This is a genomic window from Aurantiacibacter arachoides, from assembly GCF_009827335.1.
GTDB classification, from domain to species: domain Bacteria; phylum Pseudomonadota; class Alphaproteobacteria; order Sphingomonadales; family Sphingomonadaceae; genus Alteraurantiacibacter; species Alteraurantiacibacter arachoides.
This window is the reverse complement of the sequence record NZ_WTYH01000001.1, coordinates 2086438-2102415: the sequence shown is the minus strand read 5'-3', so window position 1 is coordinate 2102415 and position 15978 is coordinate 2086438. Positions and strand designations below refer to the sequence as shown.

The following is a 15978-nucleotide window of genomic DNA, read 5'->3' as shown; positions in this document are numbered from 1 at the left end:
GGTTCAGCCCTCTTCGCTTTCGCCAAGCCCCAGATCGGGGCGCGGGCCGGGCATGGCGGCGTCGCGATCGCCGGTCATCAGGTAGGTGTCGAACCATTCCATCATGCGCAGGTTGTAGTCGTAGCGCGCGGCGGCCTGGGCGTTGCCGTGGCCTTCGCCCGGATAAAGCACCAGCCGCACCGGGGTTTCGGGCTTGCGCACCTTGATGTGGCGATAAAGCTCGTAGCTCTGCGTCGGGCTGACGCGCGGATCGTTTGCGCCGTGCATGATGAGCAGCGGCGTTTCCGCCTGGTCGGCCCAGTAGATCGGGCTGCGCTGCAGGGTCTGCTCGTACTCGTCCCACACGTAACGGCGGGCGTGAACGTTGTATTCCTCGCCCGGAATGTCCGTGGTGCCCCACTTCGACAGGATGTTGGAAATGCCCACGAACATCACGCCTGCTGCAAATTCTTCGGAATAGCGGGTGGCGCTCCAGGCCGTGGCATAGCCGCCGTAGCTGCCGCCGGTCACGCCAACCCGATCGGCGTCGGCAATGCCGGCGGCGACCAGCGCGCGCTTGGCATCGACCAGGTCGTCGAACTCCACGCCGGCCGCATCGCCCTGGTGCTGGCGCGAAAAGGCGCTGCCATAGGCGGTGGAGCCGCGATAGTTGGGGCGGAACACCGCGTAGCCTTCCCCAGCAGCGACATGGCCGGGGCTGGAGTAATTGGTCGACCAGCCGTTGCTGTCGTGCGCCTCGGGTCCGCCGTGGACGTTCAGGATCAGCGGCGCGCCGCCGGCGGGAACGCCGCCCACCGGCTCGATCAGCACGCCTTCGATCTCGGTCCCGTCGCGCGCGGTGTAGGTCCAGGCGCGCTGCTCGCCAAAATCGATTTCGCTGAGCCAGGGGTTGTGATCGGTCCACCGCTCGAAGGTGCCGCCACGCGAATAGAGGAACAGCTCGTTGGGGAAGGTGGGCGCGTTGGCCTCTACCGTCAGGCGGTTGCCGCCCTGCTCCAGGCTGGCGAGAATCAGTTCGCCGGGATCGACCTCTTCCAGCATCTGACCTTCGGCGGAATAGAACCGCAGCCGGGTCTGCACGCCCACGTCGATGATCGTGGCAAGGCGGCCGTCGGCCATCCACTCGGTATCGCCCGCCGCCTCGGCAGCGCCCTCGTTCAGCGCGCGCATCGCGCCGGTGGCCGTGTCGACGAGGTAGAGCGTCGTCGGTGCCGGATCGTTGATATCGGTGCCCGCCACCAGCGAGAGCTGCCGACCGTCGGGGGAGATCTCGACATCGCCGATCTTGCCCGGCGTTGCCACCGCCAGCACGCTGCCGGTGGCAAGGTTCAGGATGTTGGCCCGCTTCGACGTATAGCCGTCGTCCACCAGCGGGGAGGGCGCGCTGGTGATCAGCGCCCAGTCGCCGCCGGGTGCGACCGTGAAGCTGTCGACATAGCCGGGCACCGTCACGGCCACCGGGTCGGCGTCCACTTCGCTTCCCACATTGGCCACGAAGACGCGGTTGAGCTGCTGCTCCTCCTCGTAGACTACGCTGGTAAAGCCGGCACCGGCCTCTTCGTCGCGCGTCTCGTCCGGCGCGGCGGAGGCAAGCATGTAGACCTGCGCGCCATCGGGTGAAAAGGCATAGGCGGAAACGCGCGCATCGGCGACGCCGGCGATCTTGCGATGCGACCCGCCGTCGACCGGAATGCCCCACAGCGCGCGGTCGCCATCATCGCCCGTCCACAGGAAGGTGATCGTGCGCCCGTCAGGGGTGAAGCCGATCGTGGACACGTTCATGTCTTCGGGCAGGAAGGCGCGCGCCTGCATCGCTGCGTCGGCCAGGAACAGCTGCTGCTGCGCGCCGGAATTGTCCTCACCTGTCGTGACATCGGGATAGTGCACCCGGGTGTAGGCGATGCGCGTGCCATCCGGTGAAACGGCAACGGCGCCGGTCGTCTCGATGCGGGCTATATCCTCGGGCGTGAGGTCTCTGGCGATTGCGGAGGTAAAGGGCAGGGCAAGGGCCGAGGCGAGCAGGGCGGCGCGCAGCATGATCATCGGGGCATCCTGTGATTGTGGTTTCGATTGTTACGGGGTCATAGCGAAGCGGGCGCACATGGCAAACAGTCGGCAAACCGCAGGGCGACAACAGTAATGCCGAAAGGCTCAACGCCCGCGCAGGAACATGTTGATCGTCAGCCGGCCGCTTGCGGGATCATCGGTCAGCGCGGCGGGATCGGGAATGACGCCGGAATGCAGCAGGCGCCCGCGGTAGAGGGCCAGCCTGTCGGGCGCGGCATCGACGCGTCCGATTTCCTCGAACCGTTCGTCACTACCGACGTGATAGCGCGGCGGCGGGGCGCCATATTCGCGCTCGTCTGTTGCGAGGCCGGCGTTGTAGGCATCGACGCGATCCTCGCTGATCGTCTCGAACCCGGTGCGGCGGTGGCGATAAAACGCCGTGCCCCCGCTCTCCCGCCCAAGCAGGTAATACATCACCGCGATCACCTCGCCCGCCGCGTGATCGTAATGCGGAATCCGTTGCAACGGCGCGAGTTCGCCCTCGGGCAGCGTGACCAACGAATAGGTTGAGACGTCCATGCTGACGCCCTGCCGAAAGCCGAAGACCTGCTGCAAAACCTGGAACAGTAGCGGGCGAACCGGCTCCAGGAAATCGGGCGAGCACCAGGAGCGAACGCCCGGATAACTTGCGCCCCCGGGCTGGAAGGTTGCCCGCCGACCGCTTTCCAGCAATTCACCGGACCTGCCGCAGACGTTATCGATCACCACGAGCGGCTGGCCTTCGTTGCCGAGGCGGTGGATGGAAACGCGGGGCTGCTGGGTCACGGTCATGCCAACCTGCGCCGCGCCGCGCGCCGGGTCAACGGCGGCGCGGCGCATGCAGCGGGATCAGGCGTTCTCGTGCTTTTCGATGTAGGTGTCAGGGTCCTTTTCCTTGCGTTCGAACCCGCTCTCGTGGCTGAGTTCGAAGGCGAGATACTGCACGCCCAGCTTCACGCGCTCTTCCAGCGGCACCTGGCGGCGGAAGTCGGTCAGGCCCTGGCGCTCTTCCTCGCTCAGGTGCTTGGAATTCTGCAGGTTGGCCTGGTCCACGGCCTTCCACCAGCCGTCCGATCCGACCTCATGTTCCTTGGCCGCCTCGGCAGCCTTTTCGATCTTGTTGTGATCGTCGATGGCGTCCTCGGTGGTCTCGCTGGCGCTGTCGCTGTCGAGCGCGCCTTCACCGCACTGCAGCAGCCGGGGGTAGAAAAAGCGTTCCTCGGCCTCGGCATGGGCTTCCAGGTGATCGCGCAGGTAGCCGAAGATGCGACCGGCAGCCTCGGTGTCGGCGCGCGCCTCGTCCAGCGCGGCAAAAAGCATGCGCTGGCGCTGGTGATCTGCGAGAATGCAATCGACGATATCCATGGGTCGTGTGTCCTTTCGAATGGGGTTTGCTCGATGAACGGGTGCGCGCGGCGCACGGTTCCGGGCGATGGACAGCAGGTGACGAAAGTCCTACATCGTCGCCATCCCCGGGGCGCCACGAGGCTGAGAGCGCGGTAGAAGTCCGCGAAACCCGTCGAACCTGAACCGATTAGCATCGGCGGAGGGAGTGGCTGGTCGCTCGTGCAAACCGACGCCAGAAAACCGCTCTCCTGCCACGAGGAGAGACTTTTCATGGCCGACATCAATTCCCCCCGCGAATCCAACGGGTTCAACATCGGCGTCACCACCGGCCCGATCCGCGGCAGCCGCAAGATCCACGTCGGACCTTTGGGTGTGGCCATGCGCGAGATCGACCTTGAGCCGTCCTGCGGCGAGCCGCCGGTGCGGGTTTACGACACCTCCGGCCCCTACACCGATCCGACCGCGCAGATCGACATCCGCGCCGGCCTTGGCCAGCTGCGCCGCGACTGGCAGCTCGCCCGCGGGGACGTGGAGGAGTACACCGCACGCGAAGTGAAGCCGGAGGACAATGGCCAGTTGGGGCCGGACCGGTCGGGCGGCGTCCCCGCCTTTCCCAACGTGCGCCAGAGGGTCCTGCGGGCCAAGCCCGGCGCGAACCTCAGCCAGATGCACTACGCCCGCCGCGGCATCGTGACGCCCGAGATGGAATACGTCGCCATCCGCGAGAACATCGGCCGCGAGAAGATCGCGCATGAAATGGACGGCAATTCTTGGGGCGCCGCGATCCCCGACTACGTGACGCCCGAATTCGTGCGCGACGAGGTGGCGCGCGGCCGGGCGATCATCCCCTCCAACGTCAATCACCCGGAATGCGAGCCGATGGCGATCGGGCGCAACTTCCTCGTCAAGATCAACGCCAACATCGGCAACTCCGCCGTGGCCAGCGACGTGGCGAACGAGGTCGACAAGATGGTCTGGTCGATCCGCTGGGGCGCGGACACCGTGATGGACCTCTCCACGGGCCGCAACATTCACGACACCCGCGAATGGATCATCCGCAACAGCCCCGTGCCCATCGGGACCGTGCCCATCTACCAGGCGCTGGAAAAGGTCGGCGGCATTGCCGAGGACCTGACCTGGGAAATCTTCCGCGACACGTTGATCGAGCAGGCCGAACAGGGCGTCGACTACTTCACCATCCACGCCGGGGTGCGGCTGCCCTACGTGCCGATGACCGCCAGGCGCGTGACCGGCATCGTCAGCCGCGGCGGCAGCATCATGGCGAAATGGTGCCTGGCGCATCACAAGGAGAGCTTCCTCTACGAACGCTTCGACGAGATCACCGAGATCATGAAGGCCTACGACATCGCCTATTCGCTGGGCGACGGCCTGCGCCCCGGCAGCATCGCCGACGCCAACGACGAGGCGCAATTCGCCGAGCTCTACACGCTGGGCGAGCTGACGAAGCGCGCCTGGGAGCAGGACGTGCAGGTGATGATCGAGGGCCCCGGCCACGTGCCGATGCACAAGATCAAGGAAAACATGGACAAGCAGCTGGCCGCCTGCGGCGAGGCGCCGTTCTACACCCTCGGCCCGCTCGTCACCGACATCGCGCCCGGCTACGACCACATCACCAGCGGCATCGGCGCGGCCATGATCGGGTGGTTCGGCACGGCGATGCTCTGCTACGTCACGCCCAAGGAACACCTCGGCCTGCCCGACCGCGACGACGTGAAGGTGGGCGTGGTCACCTACAAGCTCGCCGCCCACGCCGCCGACCTCGCCAAGGGCCATCCCGCCGCCAAGGTTCGCGACGACGCGCTGAGCCGCGCCCGCTTCGAATTCCGCTGGCGCGACCAGTTCAACCTCAGCCTAGACCCCGACACCGCCGAGCAATACCACGACCAGACCCTCCCCGCGGAAGGCGCCAAGACAGCGCACTTCTGCTCGATGTGCGGGCCTAAGTTCTGCTCGATGAAGATCACGCAAGAGGTGCGCGATTTCGCGGCGAAGCAGAATTCCGAGAGCTATCTGGCGGCGACGGAGCCGGTGGCTGACGCGGAGAAGGGGATGGATGAGATGAGCCGCGTCTACAACGAAACGGGGCGTGAGCTATATATCGGGCAGGGTGATCGGGAGCACGATTGAGCACGGGGGGCCGCGACCCGTAGTTTTTTGGGTGCCAAAAGCGACTGCCTGTCGGCCCTACTCCCGGGTCACAGGAATGCCCTGTCGTGATTGGGTCCTGCGTCGATCGAGCGTCAGCCCGACCGCCATTGCGGAAAAAGCAGGCAGGAACCAAAACGTACCAAGCCGCCAGGCGACCATGCGAAGATCATCGGGCAGGAGAATTGCGCCTAGTTCGAAGAACACTGTCACGGCGTGGAACCCGGCAAACCAGATGGGCCAGAACTTTTCTCCGGTAACGCCGTACCGCGTCACCCAAAGCAGAAGAGCCGTGTCGATGCCAAGGTTCGCGTAAAGTGCTGATTGGTAATCCAGGAACGAATAAACCGAAGCCGATGCCCCAGCCATGATTGCAATCCCGATGATGACCGTCCGGTCTTTGGAATTACCCGCCTGCCAACTGATTGCCAATGCCGCGAGCAAGAACAGCCAGGAAGCAAGCAGGTAAGGGTCCAACATCGATCAGGCAGCTTTTTCAGTCGTTACCAGAATGGGCGATTGCGCAGTTTTGTTGTAATCGGGAGGACAGCCGACCGCGACAGTTTCAAGATTTGACGCCCTCTTCACCTTCAACATTTCGCGAGTAGCAGTTCCGATCGCTTCTCGCGAACCGATCATCTGCGAAAGTCCGGCGCCGACGTTCGCCAGTGCGGCCTGCCCGGTCGTTACGGGAAGATCCGAGGCCTTGCTCACCTCGATTATGCTGATGCAAAGATGGGCGAGCGACATGACCGCACGATCGATCGCCTCGACCGACTGTTGCGTATCTTTCGCAATGACCTGCCCTGCGGTGGCATCGACAATGTACATACCGTTTTCCTTTTAGCTCTCGGCCAGCGCGGGTGCGCGGGCCGATACGTTCGGTCACATTGATGATGCCGCGGCGATCTCAGATACGCCGATAATGGATAGGTAGGACATGCAGGTCAGCATGATGCCCGCAGCCGCAATGCGCACGATCCAACGCAGTCGACCCTTTGCGGATATATCGGATGCCGTGCCGCTTAGCGGAGGAAAAAACCGAAATTGACACGACTGTATTGCGCCTTCACTCACCTCGGGCTCGGTAAAGGCTACGAGATACGCATCCGCGTCATCGTATGGCAAACCGAGCATGAATGGCCTGGTTGATGCGGCCTTTTCGGCCTCGCGGTGTTCCCGTTTCAATTCGTCAAGCCGGGTTACCGCGGCCATTCGGTTATTGACTTGAAGCGCCTCGATGGCGCCAGCGACATGCGTTTCCACCGTGCGGTGGGATATGCCGAGCTCGCGAGCAACTTGCCTTGAGGTGAGGCCTTTTTTGACGAGCGCCAGGCAATCGAGTTGGCGGGGCGTCAAATGAGGCGCGAAAGCGATCCCGTCGGTTTGCATACACTGCCTCCATAATGGAGACGACTATGCCATCAAAAAACGCCTGGGGCCAACCTGCACGCGATCCACGGATGGACCTTAGGCGCGAAAAGCCGCTCCAATCTCGCCAATCTGGCGTAGGTTATTTTCACCGCATCCTTCGGGAAGAGGTCGAGGTTCGCCCGAAAAGGCCGAGCTGATGCAAACGGCGAAACCAGACCTGAAACGTCGTGACGCGATCCAACTAACCAATGTTGACTACGGGCTTTGGCCCATGCGGGGCGGAATCACGGAACGGCGACGCCGGCACCCCGTTACCCTGATGACGAATGGCCGCCTGACAGGGCTGGCCACAGGCGTCACGCAAGACCCCGAACATTCGCAAGACAGGACAGTTCCCATGAAGTTTCATACAATCGCCCTCACCTCGGTCGCCGCGCTGGCGCTGGCCGCGTGCTCGCAGGATGCCGAGGATACGGCTCCCGTTGCCGCCGACACCGAAATGGCCGATGCCACCTCCAACGACATGATGGCCGACACCGGCAGCATCGTCGAAGTCGCGCAGGGCAATCCGGATTTCTCCACGCTGGTATCGGCCGTCACCTCGGCCCAGCTGGCCGAAACCCTGTCGGGCCCGGGCCCCTACACCGTGTTCGCGCCGACCAACGCCGCGTTCGAAAAGGTGCCGCAGGCCACGCGTGACGAACTGATGAGCGAGGCGGGTCGCGAGGATCTGTCGGGCATCCTCACCTACCACGTCGTGCAGGGCGAAACGAATGCCGCCGCGCTGACGCAGGCCATCCAGGCAGCGGGCGCCGATGGCTATGCCCTAACCACGGTCAACGGCGCCACGCTGACGGCCATGATGGATGGCCAGAATGTCGTGCTGCGCGATGCGGCCGGCAACACCGCCACCGTGACGGCCACCGACGTCGATGCCTCGAACGGCGTCATCCACGTGATCGACACGGTGCTGATGCCGAGCTGATCGTTTCCCGAATGAAAAACACGAAGGGGCGGCTCTCACGGGCCGCCCCTTTCCTTTTGCGCTCGGCCACCTGCGCGTGGAAACAGGGTGGCTGGCAGCGCTTTGCCGCTGGCATCCGCGCCTGTCGCGTTCCATAAGCCCGGGCATGGCCGATCTCTACCGCAAGACTCTCGAATCCGAACGCCGCAAGCTGTGGGGCGAATGTCGTCTGAAGGGCCTGAAGCCCGATACGCCGCAGCGGTTGCGGATTGCCGAGATCGACCGCCTTCTGGCCGAACATCAGGCAAAGAAGCCTGCAAAGAAGGCCGCAGCATCTTCTGACGGCAAGGCGGGCGGCTAGGCCCTCACCGCGCTCCGCCCTCACGCCTGGCGTGACAACGCCACCAGGATGCGGTCGAGCGCCTGCAGGAAATGCGAACGATCCGCCTTTGAAAACGGCGGCGGCCCGCCACCCGCCGCGCCCAGGAGGCCGTCCATGCCGGCGCGCAGGTCCGCCATGATGGCGCGGGTGGCGATGGCGCTGCCGATGCTGGCGGCATCGAATTCGCGGCCGTCGTGCTTCAGCACCCTTGCGCCGGCCCTCAGCGCCCGGCCGGCGAGCAGGATGTCGCCCGTCACCACCACGGTGCGCGGTCCGGCATGGGCCGCGATCCAGTCGTCCGCGGCATCGAAGGCATCCGTCACGACGATCCGCTTCACCCGCGCGCCGACCGGCACCCGGAACGCCGCGTTGCTGACCACGCGCACATGGGCGCGGTGGCGCTCGGCGACGCGATAGATCTCTTCCTTCACCGGGCAGGCATCGGCATCGACCAGCACAGCAATCGCATCGGCGGGCAGTGCATGGTCGATTGGGGCGGTGGCATCCATCGCCCCCGCCTACCGCGTCGGAGCAGGGATCGCTACCCGTGCGCCTATGCGTTGCGCATGTTCTCCAGCCCCTTGATGCCGCCGGGCTTGGTGCTGGGCTGGGAGGCGTTGGTCTTTACCTTTTCCTTCTTCGGCTTGCGTGTCTCGCGGCTTTTCTTCGCTTGGCCCTTGGCCATGATCGGTTCCAGTCGGGACGGAATGCCCCAGCGGGCACGATACGCCCCCGAACGCACAAGCCTTGCATCAATTCGGCACTAATCGTCGAACGAAGCGGCCTAGGCGGCGGGAACCAGCCGTTCGACCAGGCGCCGCAGTTCTGCCGGGGTGGTGTGGCCCGCCACGACCTCGTGATAGCCGATGCCCGCCTTGCGCAAGGCTTCCTTCTTCACCGCATCGCGGGCCGCAGCGCTGCCCTGGTGATGGCCGGTGCCCTGGTACTCGATCGCGTGGCGAACGCTCGCCCGCTCGTCCATCAGGGCGAAGTCGACGCGCTTGGCATTGATCGCCCCAAAGGCGTCTTTCTCGGGCGAGGCCAGAAACTCCCCCAAGGAGACCTGCGCCATCACCTGCCAGTTCGGATTACGCGCGATCACCGCCTGGTCCAGCGCCGCGAACACCGCCGCCTCGGGCCGGTTGAGCAGGGGGCGGGGCTTGAAGTCGGCTTCCATCACGCGGCGCAATTGCTCGGCGGCGTCGAGCTTGGCACCGTCCGGCGTGCCGTTGATCGAAACGCGAGAGCCGTCCTTGCGCAGGGGCGAAACCGTGGCGCCGCCGCGCTTGCCGGCATTGCGACCGCGCCAGTAGGCCTGGCGCTTCTCGCGCTCGCCCCGTTCGATGAAGCGTTCGAGCGCGATACCGATCGCCGCCCCGATGGCGAGAACGATCAGCAGGGCCAGCGGGCGGTCGAGCAGGAAATTCACCGTTTGCACATGACAAGGGTGTGCGGGCGATGGTTTGAAATTGCGTAAACGCCAGACTTTTCACCTGGGAACAGCGGACGCAGGCGCATCGTTAAGCCAGGATGAAGCACTTCGCCCCCTTGCTCGCCGCCGGCGCCATCTCCGCTTGTGCCACGGTGCCGACTACCGGCCCGGCCAGTGATTTCGTCACCGTCAGCGGCGAGGCGACCTATCGCGAGCGGATTGCGCTGGCGCCGGGATCGCAGATGGTCGTGCGGATCGAAGAAACATCCCGCGCCGATGCGGCAGCGACAACGCTTGCCGAGCAAACCTACTTGCTTGAGCGCCGCCAGGTGCCCATCGCCTTCAGCGTGCCTGTGCCGCGAACTGCGCTGACAGGGGCGGTGCGAACCACGGCGCGTGTTCAGATTCTCGGGCCGCAAGGCGATCTGGCGTTCACGACCGACACCGCGCATCCCGTTGTCGTGCGGCCGGGGCAGGAAAGCGTCGAACTGGGCACGCTGGTCATGGTGCGAGCGGGGAACTGAACCGGCCGGGGTGCGCGCCTCTGCGAGCGCGGAACTTCCTGCACGGGATGGCCGTTTTTTGCTGCATGATGCTCCGATCCTCCAGTTTGCTTAGTGCCTTGATTGCCCTGACCGCCTGTTCGTCGGAACCGGAACAGGAACAGGAAATGGCGAACGATACCCCTCTGTCTCGGGAAAGTTCGTCTTCGAGCATACCGGGCAAGGCCGCTGGTGCACCGACTGCCAGCCCAACACCCTTTGTGGCAGGTGCATGGGAATTACTTTCGAGCGGAGAGGGGGACGGGCTGGCCTTCACGCCGGGTGCGGGTGAGTCTGCGATTGTCCACGTGTTCTGCCCGGCTGGGGGCGGTCTGACGGTCAACGTCAAAGCTTTCCGCCCGATCGGCAGCGAGGAGCGCATGAGCCTCGGTTCAGGCGCAACGGTCGTTGCCCTGGTGGCGGACGTTAAAGGCGACGCGTTGCGGGGCGGTGTAAGCGCAACCGGCCCGGTTCCGGGCGAACTGCGCTCTGTTCTGGAGGGGGCCTCGGGCGTGAGCGTCAGCTATGGCGCGCAGAGCGCGGGCCCATTGCCGCCGGTGCCCATGCAAACTGCGCAGAATTTTGTCATGGGTTGCAACGATTAAAGCGCGGCTCCGGGGAGCAAATCACGCTCGATGTCGTTTGTGCAGTGCAGCATGAACCTCTCCGGCTGTCGTTCTCCAGGAGCCTTCCATGACCAAACCCGATCACGCCGCCTGGTCCAGCCTCGCGATGGAGAGTTGGTCCCTATCCTACGAAGCGGCTTCAGTCATGTGGATGCGATCCTTGCGCATCATGGCCGGCGGCAAGCTTGCCGAGCGCGAGGCAGAGCGCATGATGCGCGAGAAGTTCGTGGCGAATCTGATGCTGTGGCCTGCGCTGATGCTGGGCGGAGTGGCGCAATCGCCTGCCCAGCTCTCCGCAAGGGCACTGCGCCATTACAGCGGGCCGGTGCGCGCCAACCACCGGCGCCTCTCGCGCTGAGGCTCAGCTATCGCGTGTGCGGTTCACCCCTGCCCGTTCCAGTTCGGGGCCGAGGCGGCCGGTGATCCAGAAGGCGAACATGCGAAAGTCCGCGGCCAGGCTCCACAAAGGGTAGGTAAAGGTCGCCGGCCTGTTTCGCTCAACCGTGAAATGGGCGATCCAGGCGAAGAAATACCCCGCGAGCGGCATGGCCAGCAGCAGCCACCACGACCCGCTGACCACCGCTATCAGCGCGACGGCAATCACCAGTGCGGTGCCGATATAGTGCAGCGCCCGCGTGGTTGGCCGCGCGTGTTCACGCAGGTAATGCGGCCAGAACTCCGCGAAGGTTCGGTAAGCCTTTGCCATGGGCGCTGAAGGTGGAGCAAACGCGGTGGCATCGCAAGCCGGCGTTGTCCCGACAGGTGCTGGTCTGGAACCGACGCCTGTCACAGGCGCTCGTCCAGAGAGAGGATCATGCAATGACTGTACACCTGAAAACCAAGGTCACCATTCCCGCAATCCTGTTGGCCATTACCGGGTGCGCAATGGCCGAGCCAGCCGACCCCCGAACCGAAGAGCAGATGCTTGCCAGCCTCGACACCTCGCGCGCATGCTTCACGCAGCGCGAGATCCGCAATTTTGCAAGGGCACCTTCCGCCTCCGCCGGGCGCGAGCGGATCTATCTCGACACCGGCCTGCGGGAGACTTTTCTGCTGGAAACGACCGGTCCGTGCGCCGAACTCGATTTTTCCAATCGCCTCGCGCTGGAAACGCGCGGTTTGGGGAGCGTGTGCACTGGCGATCTGGAAAACCTTGTCTTTACCAGCCGGGCGGGCGGCGGCGACGGGTTCTGCCCGGTGCGCGTGCTCGGGCGCGTGCCCGAACGGTGAGCCGCTAGTCGGTCAGCGCCAAGGCGACGCCAACGTCAATATTCCGGGGGCGGGGATCGATGGCAATGCTGATGGGCGCGGTGGCGGCGGGGCTCGGCGCGTCTGCGGCGCGGACCTGATCCTCTCCGGTGCGCGCGTCCCTCATGGCGGCGTAGTGCGGCGCTTCCGCGTAGCGAGAGGTCGGCTCAACCCGGGCGAGATTGGGCTGCTGCTGCGCACCAACGAAAGCGGCGGCATTGCCGGAGTCCGTGTGTGATCCCCACTGGGTGTCCATCCGCGCCATTTCCGCCTCGATATCCAGATCGTCTGAATAGTCGCTGCGATAGCCGTAACGCGCGCGATCGCGATAACGACCGCGCCACGCCAGATCGGCGACCTCCACCCGGCCATGCGGCGTGTCCATGGCATAGTGATCGGGCAGGCGCTGCTGTTCAAGCTCCGCGCCGGAACCGGCCGTGATGCCGGAATGCGCCGGCATTGATGAGATGGCGTCGGCATGGATACCGACGGGATCGGTGCTCATGGCCTGTCCGGCGAAGGCGCCGGCAATGGGAACGAGAGCGGCAACGCCTAAAATCCAGGGCGAGATGTTCATCCCGATGTCTCCCGAAACGGTAGTTATTGGTTTGCCTAATAAAAACTTGCCGCCCCCATCGGTTCCGGGAGAAAGGGGGATTGACGCTTAACACACGAGGAGCCGGACGATGCGAAGGGTTGTGACGATGGCAGCGATACTTGCCGCGTTGGGGGCGTGCGGGGCGGCCGGGTCGCAGGGCCTACCCGGCGACAGCGAGGACACCCGCCCCTATGCCGGGCTGGCCGAGGACGCGGTGATCAAGCTGGTCGGCACCGAACCGTTCTGGGGGGGCAGGGTGCAAGGCACCACGTTCACCTACTCCACGCTGGAAAACAGCGACGGAGAGGCCATCGCGGTCACCCGGTTCGCCGGGCGCGGCGGCGTGTCGTTCAGCGGCACGCGCGGGGGCGCTGCCGTCGATCTCGCGATTACGCCGGGCACCTGTTCCGACGGGATGAGCGATCGCACCTATCCGTTCGTTGCCACCCTCCAGATCGGCAGCGAACAGCGGCAGGGCTGCGCCTGGCGCGAGGGTGACGATATTGGCGACGAGGCGGGGCAATGATCGCGACGCCGCACCCGGGAGCGGGTGCGGCGCGTCACGATCAATAGGCGCCGGGCACTTCGTGCTGAGTCGGCGTGCGGTCGCCCACCGTGGGCAGCAACAGGCCGGTATCACGAACGGAAGCGGCTCCAGTGCTGGCCGAGATCGGCGTGCACGAACGCCCTGCCAGGAAATCGAGCGCAACCTTGATCTGCGATTCGTTGGGATCGCCCAGTTGCGCGTTCAGGGTATCGGCAGCGCGGCAGGTCTTGGGCACCGAAGCGGCGAGGCCGGTGTAGTAGTCCCCGAAATTGTCGCGATTGCGGATTTCCAGCGTCACGGCGCGGAACCTGAGGTCGCAGGCGGCCAGATCGAAAGCCTCCTGCCCAACTGGCTTGCCGAAGGTATTGTCGCCGATCAGCGCGATGTCCTGAACGTAGGGCTTGATGCCGTTGATGATCAACTCGCTTGCAGATGCCGTGCTGCGTGACGTGATGAAGGCAATCTTGGTCGGCGCGATGGAATTGCCGTTGGGATTGAAGTTGTAAACCGAGTTGTCGCCCGATCGCGAGGGACGGAACGCAATCCGCTCGAACACCTGGCCGGACAGGTTGCGACCCAGCAGATCCGCAAAGCGTTCCGCAATACGGATCAAACCGCCGCCGTTGTACCGAACGTCGATGATCAGTTCGGTGACGCCTGCGGCACGGAACTGGCCAAACGCGGTGTTGAGATCCTGTTCGGCGGAGGCGACCGAGAAGGTGCGCAGGTTGATGTAGCCGACCTGCTTGCCGCCATCGTTGATGATCCGGGCGCCGTAACGATCTGATACCGGATCCAGCGAATAGTCGGTCTTGCTGAGGCTGACCTCGCGCGTCGCCCCGGTCTGGTCAATCACCCTCAGGACGCGGGTGGTGCCAGCCGTGCTGGGGCCGAGCGCGTCACTCACTGCGGCAGCGCCGCCGTTGGCAAACAGGCTGCTCACGGACACGATGTTTGCGGCGCTGGTGCCGATGCCTACGATCTCGGTTCCCCGATCGACATTGGCGCCGAGGGCAGAGGTGCCCTCGAACGTCTCGATGACGAACAGACGGCGAGCATCGGAATCGTAGCGCAGCCGGAAGCCGAAACCCGCGCTGGCGCCGCTCTGCTGAAACGCGGTCTCCTCTGCGATGGATGTGGCATAGGTGAAGAAGCGGTCCTTCGCCTGCGCACGCGCGGGTGCCACCAGCGCATCGATATAGGATTGCAGGTTCGAATAATTCGCCTTGTTGACGTTGAGGTCCAGCAGTTCGGGGAACAAGTAGTTGGTATTCAGCGTGTTGCGCACGAAATCCTGCTGCGCCGAGAGCGAGCATTGTGCCGTGGTCGGCGTCGGACTTGGGCTGGGCACGCCGCCGGTGTTGTTATTCGATCCGCCCCCTCCGCCGCAACCGGCGAGCAGGGCAATGACGGCAAGCGAAGCGGAGAATTTCGAGGTGCGCATGAAAGACCCTTTGAATTCAGCGTGATGAGGCAATCCCACGCACACGGCACCCTACGCCTGGCGCGAATTCGTGGCAAGCTGCCACATCGACGGCAGCATGATTGCAGGCAATACCCGCTTGGCACGCCCCATCCTTCGACACGCTGAAGCCTGCAGGCGCTTGCAAAGCTGCGTTCCAATCGCCACAGCAGACGCTCGTTATCCGTAAAACTGCTGTTATCCGAAGGAATACCCATGCTCGAACACGTCCCCGCCTGGCTCGGCAAGCTGCTGCGCAACGTGCGTGCCGGACATGGCAAGCTGGTGGTGGCATCGCTGGGTGCAGAGGGCCTGGCGGGCAAGGGCGGCTTCGCGCTGCGGTCCGCAGCCTTTGCCGATGGGGAGCCGCTGGATCCCAGCTTCACTGCGGACGAGGACGATGCCGTTGCCCCGCCGCTGGAATGGACCGCGCCGCCGGCTGGCACGCAGGAACTGGTGTTGATTGTGGAGGATGCCGATTCCCCCACGCCGGAACCGTTCTGTCACTGGCTGGTCTGGGGCCTGCCGCCGCAAAAGGGCCAGTTGCTGGAAGGCGAAGTGCCGCCGCGCGTGGGCAAGAATTCGTTCGGCAATTCCGAATGGCTGCTGCCCGACCCGCCCACGGGGCACGATGCACACGATTATGTGTTCCAGCTCTACGCGCTCGATCTGCCAGTGGTGCTGATGCCGGGTGCCAGCCGGAGTGATCTGGTCGCGGCGATGGAGGGCCACGTGATCGGTTTCACCACGCTGACGGGTACCTACGCCCGCGAAGAAGGCGGGGATTACGACTGGGGCGATAGCGACGACGAAGCGTGAACGGTGCTAGATTTCTACGCATAAATTTTTGACTGAAAGGAAAGTATAAATGGCTGCCAAGAACAACGCTCTCAACAAGCCGGTCAACCTGACGCCGGAACTGGAAGAAGTGGTCGGCAAGGGTCCGATGACGCGCGCCCAGGTGACCAGCAAGGTGTGGGACCACATCAAGGCGAACGACCTGCAGGACGCCAAGGATCGCCGCATGATTAACCCCGATGACAAGCTCAGCGCGGTGATCGGCAAGGACCAGATTTCCATGTTCAAGATGACGGGCGCCGTCTCCAAGCACATGAGCTGATTTTTTCGGCAAACCGTTTTGATTGTCGAAAGGGGCGGTGTGCGTGGGCACGCCGCCCCTTTGTTTTGCTCGGGCCCCATACGGCTTCGCATATCCGAAGGCTTCACGAACGGGAAATACCTGT

The 15978-nt window shown here is 64.4% G+C and carries 22 protein-coding genes and 1 riboswitch; of the genes, 10 read left to right on the top strand and 12 right to left on the bottom strand.

Translation table 11 applies throughout. From position 1 onward, the window contains the following. Positions 1 to 3: 3 nt before the first annotated feature. The 3 genes from GRI62_RS10330 to GRI62_RS10320 all read right to left on the bottom strand — a co-directional run bounded on the left by GRI62_RS10330 (position 4) and on the right by GRI62_RS10320 (position 3411). Positions 4 to 2043: a S9 family peptidase gene (locus GRI62_RS10330; protein ID WP_131453276.1), complete on the bottom strand. Its 2040-nt coding sequence runs from the start codon at positions 2041 to 2043 to the stop codon at positions 4 to 6. Between the two features lie 108 nt (positions 2044 to 2151). Beyond that, positions 2152 to 2886, bottom strand: coding sequence for a DUF6445 family protein (locus GRI62_RS10325; protein ID WP_131453275.1), 735 nt, complete (start codon positions 2884 to 2886; stop codon positions 2152 to 2154). 9 nt (positions 2887 to 2895) lie between these two features. Beyond that, positions 2896 to 3411: a hemerythrin domain-containing protein gene (locus GRI62_RS10320; RefSeq protein WP_131453274.1), complete on the bottom strand. Its 516-nt coding sequence runs from the start codon at positions 3409 to 3411 to the stop codon at positions 2896 to 2898. Positions 3412 to 3509: 98 nt separating this feature from the next. Beyond that, positions 3510 to 3615: riboswitch (TPP riboswitch) on the top strand. A gap of 48 nt (positions 3616 to 3663) precedes the next feature. Here GRI62_RS10320 and thiC point away from each other — a divergent pair. Continuing rightward, positions 3664 to 5541: a phosphomethylpyrimidine synthase ThiC gene (gene thiC, locus GRI62_RS10315; protein ID WP_131453273.1), complete on the top strand. Its 1878-nt coding sequence runs from the start codon at positions 3664 to 3666 to the stop codon at positions 5539 to 5541. A 57-nt stretch (positions 5542 to 5598) separates the two neighbouring features. Here thiC and GRI62_RS10310 read toward each other — a convergent pair whose 3' ends face one another. The 3 genes from GRI62_RS10310 to GRI62_RS10300 are packed head-to-tail and all read right to left on the bottom strand — an operon-like array spanning position 5599 to position 6951. Then, entirely contained in the window at positions 5599 to 6039 is a 441-nt protein-coding gene (locus GRI62_RS10310; protein WP_131453272.1) for a hypothetical protein, read from the bottom strand. A 3-nt stretch (positions 6040 to 6042) separates the two neighbouring features. Further along, positions 6043 to 6390 carry a hypothetical protein gene (locus GRI62_RS10305; protein ID WP_131453271.1) on the bottom strand — a complete coding sequence of 116 codons (348 nt, stop codon included), beginning with the start codon at positions 6388 to 6390 and terminating at the stop codon, positions 6043 to 6045. A 54-nt stretch (positions 6391 to 6444) separates the two neighbouring features. Beyond that, positions 6445 to 6951, bottom strand: coding sequence for a response regulator transcription factor (locus GRI62_RS10300; protein ID WP_131453270.1), 507 nt, complete (start codon positions 6949 to 6951; stop codon positions 6445 to 6447). A 379-nt stretch (positions 6952 to 7330) separates the two neighbouring features. Between GRI62_RS10300 and GRI62_RS10295 the strand changes: the two genes are divergently transcribed. Both GRI62_RS10295 and GRI62_RS10290 read left to right on the top strand, forming a co-directional pair. Further along, positions 7331 to 7918, top strand: coding sequence for a fasciclin domain-containing protein (locus GRI62_RS10295; RefSeq protein WP_131453269.1), 588 nt, complete (start codon positions 7331 to 7333; stop codon positions 7916 to 7918). A gap of 145 nt (positions 7919 to 8063) precedes the next feature. Next, positions 8064 to 8258 (top strand): hypothetical protein, encoded by a 195-nt coding sequence (locus GRI62_RS10290; protein ID WP_131453268.1) that lies wholly within the window; start codon positions 8064 to 8066, stop codon positions 8256 to 8258. A 20-nt stretch (positions 8259 to 8278) separates the two neighbouring features. On the opposite strand, the gene GRI62_RS10285 is transcribed toward GRI62_RS10290, so the two are convergent. The 3 genes from GRI62_RS10285 to GRI62_RS10280 form a co-directional block, all read right to left on the bottom strand. Continuing rightward, the gene (locus GRI62_RS10285) at positions 8279 to 8788 is read right to left on the bottom strand and encodes a YaiI/YqxD family protein (protein ID WP_188669310.1); all 510 of its coding nucleotides are present in this window, start codon (positions 8786 to 8788) and stop codon (positions 8279 to 8281) included. A 44-nt stretch (positions 8789 to 8832) separates the two neighbouring features. Then, positions 8833 to 8964: a hypothetical protein gene (locus GRI62_RS14635; RefSeq protein ID WP_267901981.1), complete on the bottom strand. Its 132-nt coding sequence runs from the start codon at positions 8962 to 8964 to the stop codon at positions 8833 to 8835. A 99-nt stretch (positions 8965 to 9063) separates the two neighbouring features. Further along, complete coding sequence (locus GRI62_RS10280; RefSeq protein WP_234032696.1) at positions 9064 to 9708, bottom strand: DUF2726 domain-containing protein; 645 nt, start codon at positions 9706 to 9708, stop codon at positions 9064 to 9066. A 101-nt stretch (positions 9709 to 9809) separates the two neighbouring features. On the opposite strand from GRI62_RS10280, the gene GRI62_RS10275 reads away from it, so the two are divergent. The 3 genes from GRI62_RS10275 (at position 9810) to GRI62_RS10265 (ending at position 11237) form a co-directional block, all read left to right on the top strand. Then, on the top strand, positions 9810 to 10235 hold the full coding sequence (locus tag GRI62_RS10275) for a YbaY family lipoprotein (RefSeq protein ID WP_131453267.1): 426 nt from the start codon (positions 9810 to 9812) through the stop codon (positions 10233 to 10235). 146 nt (positions 10236 to 10381) lie between these two features. Then, the gene (locus tag GRI62_RS10270; RefSeq protein ID WP_160731862.1) at positions 10382 to 10858 is read left to right on the top strand and encodes a hypothetical protein; all 477 of its coding nucleotides are present in this window, start codon (positions 10382 to 10384) and stop codon (positions 10856 to 10858) included. Between the two features lie 88 nt (positions 10859 to 10946). Continuing rightward, complete coding sequence (locus tag GRI62_RS10265; protein ID WP_131453265.1) at positions 10947 to 11237, top strand: hypothetical protein; 291 nt, start codon at positions 10947 to 10949, stop codon at positions 11235 to 11237. A gap of 3 nt (positions 11238 to 11240) precedes the next feature. On the opposite strand, the gene GRI62_RS10260 is transcribed toward GRI62_RS10265, so the two are convergent. Next, complete coding sequence (locus GRI62_RS10260) at positions 11241 to 11585, bottom strand: DUF962 domain-containing protein (protein ID WP_131453264.1); 345 nt, start codon at positions 11583 to 11585, stop codon at positions 11241 to 11243. A 113-nt stretch (positions 11586 to 11698) separates the two neighbouring features. Between GRI62_RS10260 and GRI62_RS10255 the strand changes: the two genes are divergently transcribed. After that, on the top strand, positions 11699 to 12109 hold the full coding sequence (locus GRI62_RS10255) for a DUF6491 family protein (RefSeq protein WP_131453263.1): 411 nt from the start codon (positions 11699 to 11701) through the stop codon (positions 12107 to 12109). Between the two features lie 4 nt (positions 12110 to 12113). Here the strand turns inward: GRI62_RS10255 and GRI62_RS10250 are convergent, their stop codons facing one another. After that, entirely contained in the window at positions 12114 to 12704 is a 591-nt protein-coding gene (locus GRI62_RS10250) for a hypothetical protein (protein WP_131453262.1), read from the bottom strand. Between the two features lie 127 nt (positions 12705 to 12831). On the opposite strand from GRI62_RS10250, the gene GRI62_RS10245 reads away from it, so the two are divergent. Further along, positions 12832 to 13251, top strand: coding sequence for a COG3650 family protein (locus tag GRI62_RS10245; protein WP_234027424.1), 420 nt, complete (start codon positions 12832 to 12834; stop codon positions 13249 to 13251). A 40-nt stretch (positions 13252 to 13291) separates the two neighbouring features. Here the strand turns inward: GRI62_RS10245 and GRI62_RS10240 are convergent, their stop codons facing one another. Further along, positions 13292 to 14716, bottom strand: coding sequence for a S41 family peptidase (locus GRI62_RS10240; RefSeq protein ID WP_131453260.1), 1425 nt, complete (start codon positions 14714 to 14716; stop codon positions 13292 to 13294). A 234-nt stretch (positions 14717 to 14950) separates the two neighbouring features. Between GRI62_RS10240 and GRI62_RS10235 the strand changes: the two genes are divergently transcribed. Together GRI62_RS10235 and GRI62_RS10230 are read left to right on the top strand one after the other, a co-directional pair. Then, positions 14951 to 15553, top strand: coding sequence for a YbhB/YbcL family Raf kinase inhibitor-like protein (locus GRI62_RS10235; protein ID WP_131453259.1), 603 nt, complete (start codon positions 14951 to 14953; stop codon positions 15551 to 15553). A gap of 49 nt (positions 15554 to 15602) precedes the next feature. Continuing rightward, on the top strand, positions 15603 to 15854 hold the full coding sequence (locus GRI62_RS10230; RefSeq protein ID WP_131453258.1) for an SWIB/MDM2 domain-containing protein: 252 nt from the start codon (positions 15603 to 15605) through the stop codon (positions 15852 to 15854). The last annotated feature ends 124 nt before the right edge of the window (positions 15855 to 15978 follow it).

Coding starts and splice junctions, on each gene's coding strand:
- GRI62_RS10330 (WP_131453276.1), bottom strand. CDS start 2,043: ATGATCATGCTGCGCGCCGCCCTGCTCGCCTCGGCCCTTGCCCTGCCC.
- GRI62_RS10325 (WP_131453275.1), bottom strand. CDS start 2,886: ATGCGCCGCGCCGCCGTTGACCCGGCGCGCGGCGCGGCGCAGGTTGGC.
- GRI62_RS10320 (WP_131453274.1), bottom strand. CDS start 3,411: ATGGATATCGTCGATTGCATTCTCGCAGATCACCAGCGCCAGCGCATG.
- thiC (WP_131453273.1), top strand. CDS start 3,664: ATGGCCGACATCAATTCCCCCCGCGAATCCAACGGGTTCAACATCGGC.
- GRI62_RS10310 (WP_131453272.1), bottom strand. CDS start 6,039: ATGTTGGACCCTTACCTGCTTGCTTCCTGGCTGTTCTTGCTCGCGGCA.
- GRI62_RS10305 (WP_131453271.1), bottom strand. CDS start 6,390: ATGTACATTGTCGATGCCACCGCAGGGCAGGTCATTGCGAAAGATACG.
- GRI62_RS10300 (WP_131453270.1), bottom strand. CDS start 6,951: ATGCAAACCGACGGGATCGCTTTCGCGCCTCATTTGACGCCCCGCCAA.
- GRI62_RS10295 (WP_131453269.1), top strand. CDS start 7,331: ATGAAGTTTCATACAATCGCCCTCACCTCGGTCGCCGCGCTGGCGCTG.
- GRI62_RS10290 (WP_131453268.1), top strand. CDS start 8,064: ATGGCCGATCTCTACCGCAAGACTCTCGAATCCGAACGCCGCAAGCTG.
- GRI62_RS10285 (WP_188669310.1), bottom strand. CDS start 8,788: ATGGATGCCACCGCCCCAATCGACCATGCACTGCCCGCCGATGCGATT.
- GRI62_RS14635 (WP_267901981.1), bottom strand. CDS start 8,964: ATGGCCAAGGGCCAAGCGAAGAAAAGCCGCGAGACACGCAAGCCGAAG.
- GRI62_RS10275 (WP_131453267.1), top strand. CDS start 9,810: ATGAAGCACTTCGCCCCCTTGCTCGCCGCCGGCGCCATCTCCGCTTGT.
- GRI62_RS10270 (WP_160731862.1), top strand. CDS start 10,382: ATGGCGAACGATACCCCTCTGTCTCGGGAAAGTTCGTCTTCGAGCATA.
- GRI62_RS10265 (WP_131453265.1), top strand. CDS start 10,947: ATGACCAAACCCGATCACGCCGCCTGGTCCAGCCTCGCGATGGAGAGT.
- GRI62_RS10260 (WP_131453264.1), bottom strand. CDS start 11,585: ATGGCAAAGGCTTACCGAACCTTCGCGGAGTTCTGGCCGCATTACCTG.
- GRI62_RS10255 (WP_131453263.1), top strand. CDS start 11,699: ATGACTGTACACCTGAAAACCAAGGTCACCATTCCCGCAATCCTGTTG.
- GRI62_RS10250 (WP_131453262.1), bottom strand. CDS start 12,704: ATGAACATCTCGCCCTGGATTTTAGGCGTTGCCGCTCTCGTTCCCATT.
- GRI62_RS10245 (WP_234027424.1), top strand. CDS start 12,832: ATGGCAGCGATACTTGCCGCGTTGGGGGCGTGCGGGGCGGCCGGGTCG.
- GRI62_RS10240 (WP_131453260.1), bottom strand. CDS start 14,716: ATGCGCACCTCGAAATTCTCCGCTTCGCTTGCCGTCATTGCCCTGCTC.
- GRI62_RS10235 (WP_131453259.1), top strand. CDS start 14,951: ATGCTCGAACACGTCCCCGCCTGGCTCGGCAAGCTGCTGCGCAACGTG.
- GRI62_RS10230 (WP_131453258.1), top strand. CDS start 15,603: ATGGCTGCCAAGAACAACGCTCTCAACAAGCCGGTCAACCTGACGCCG.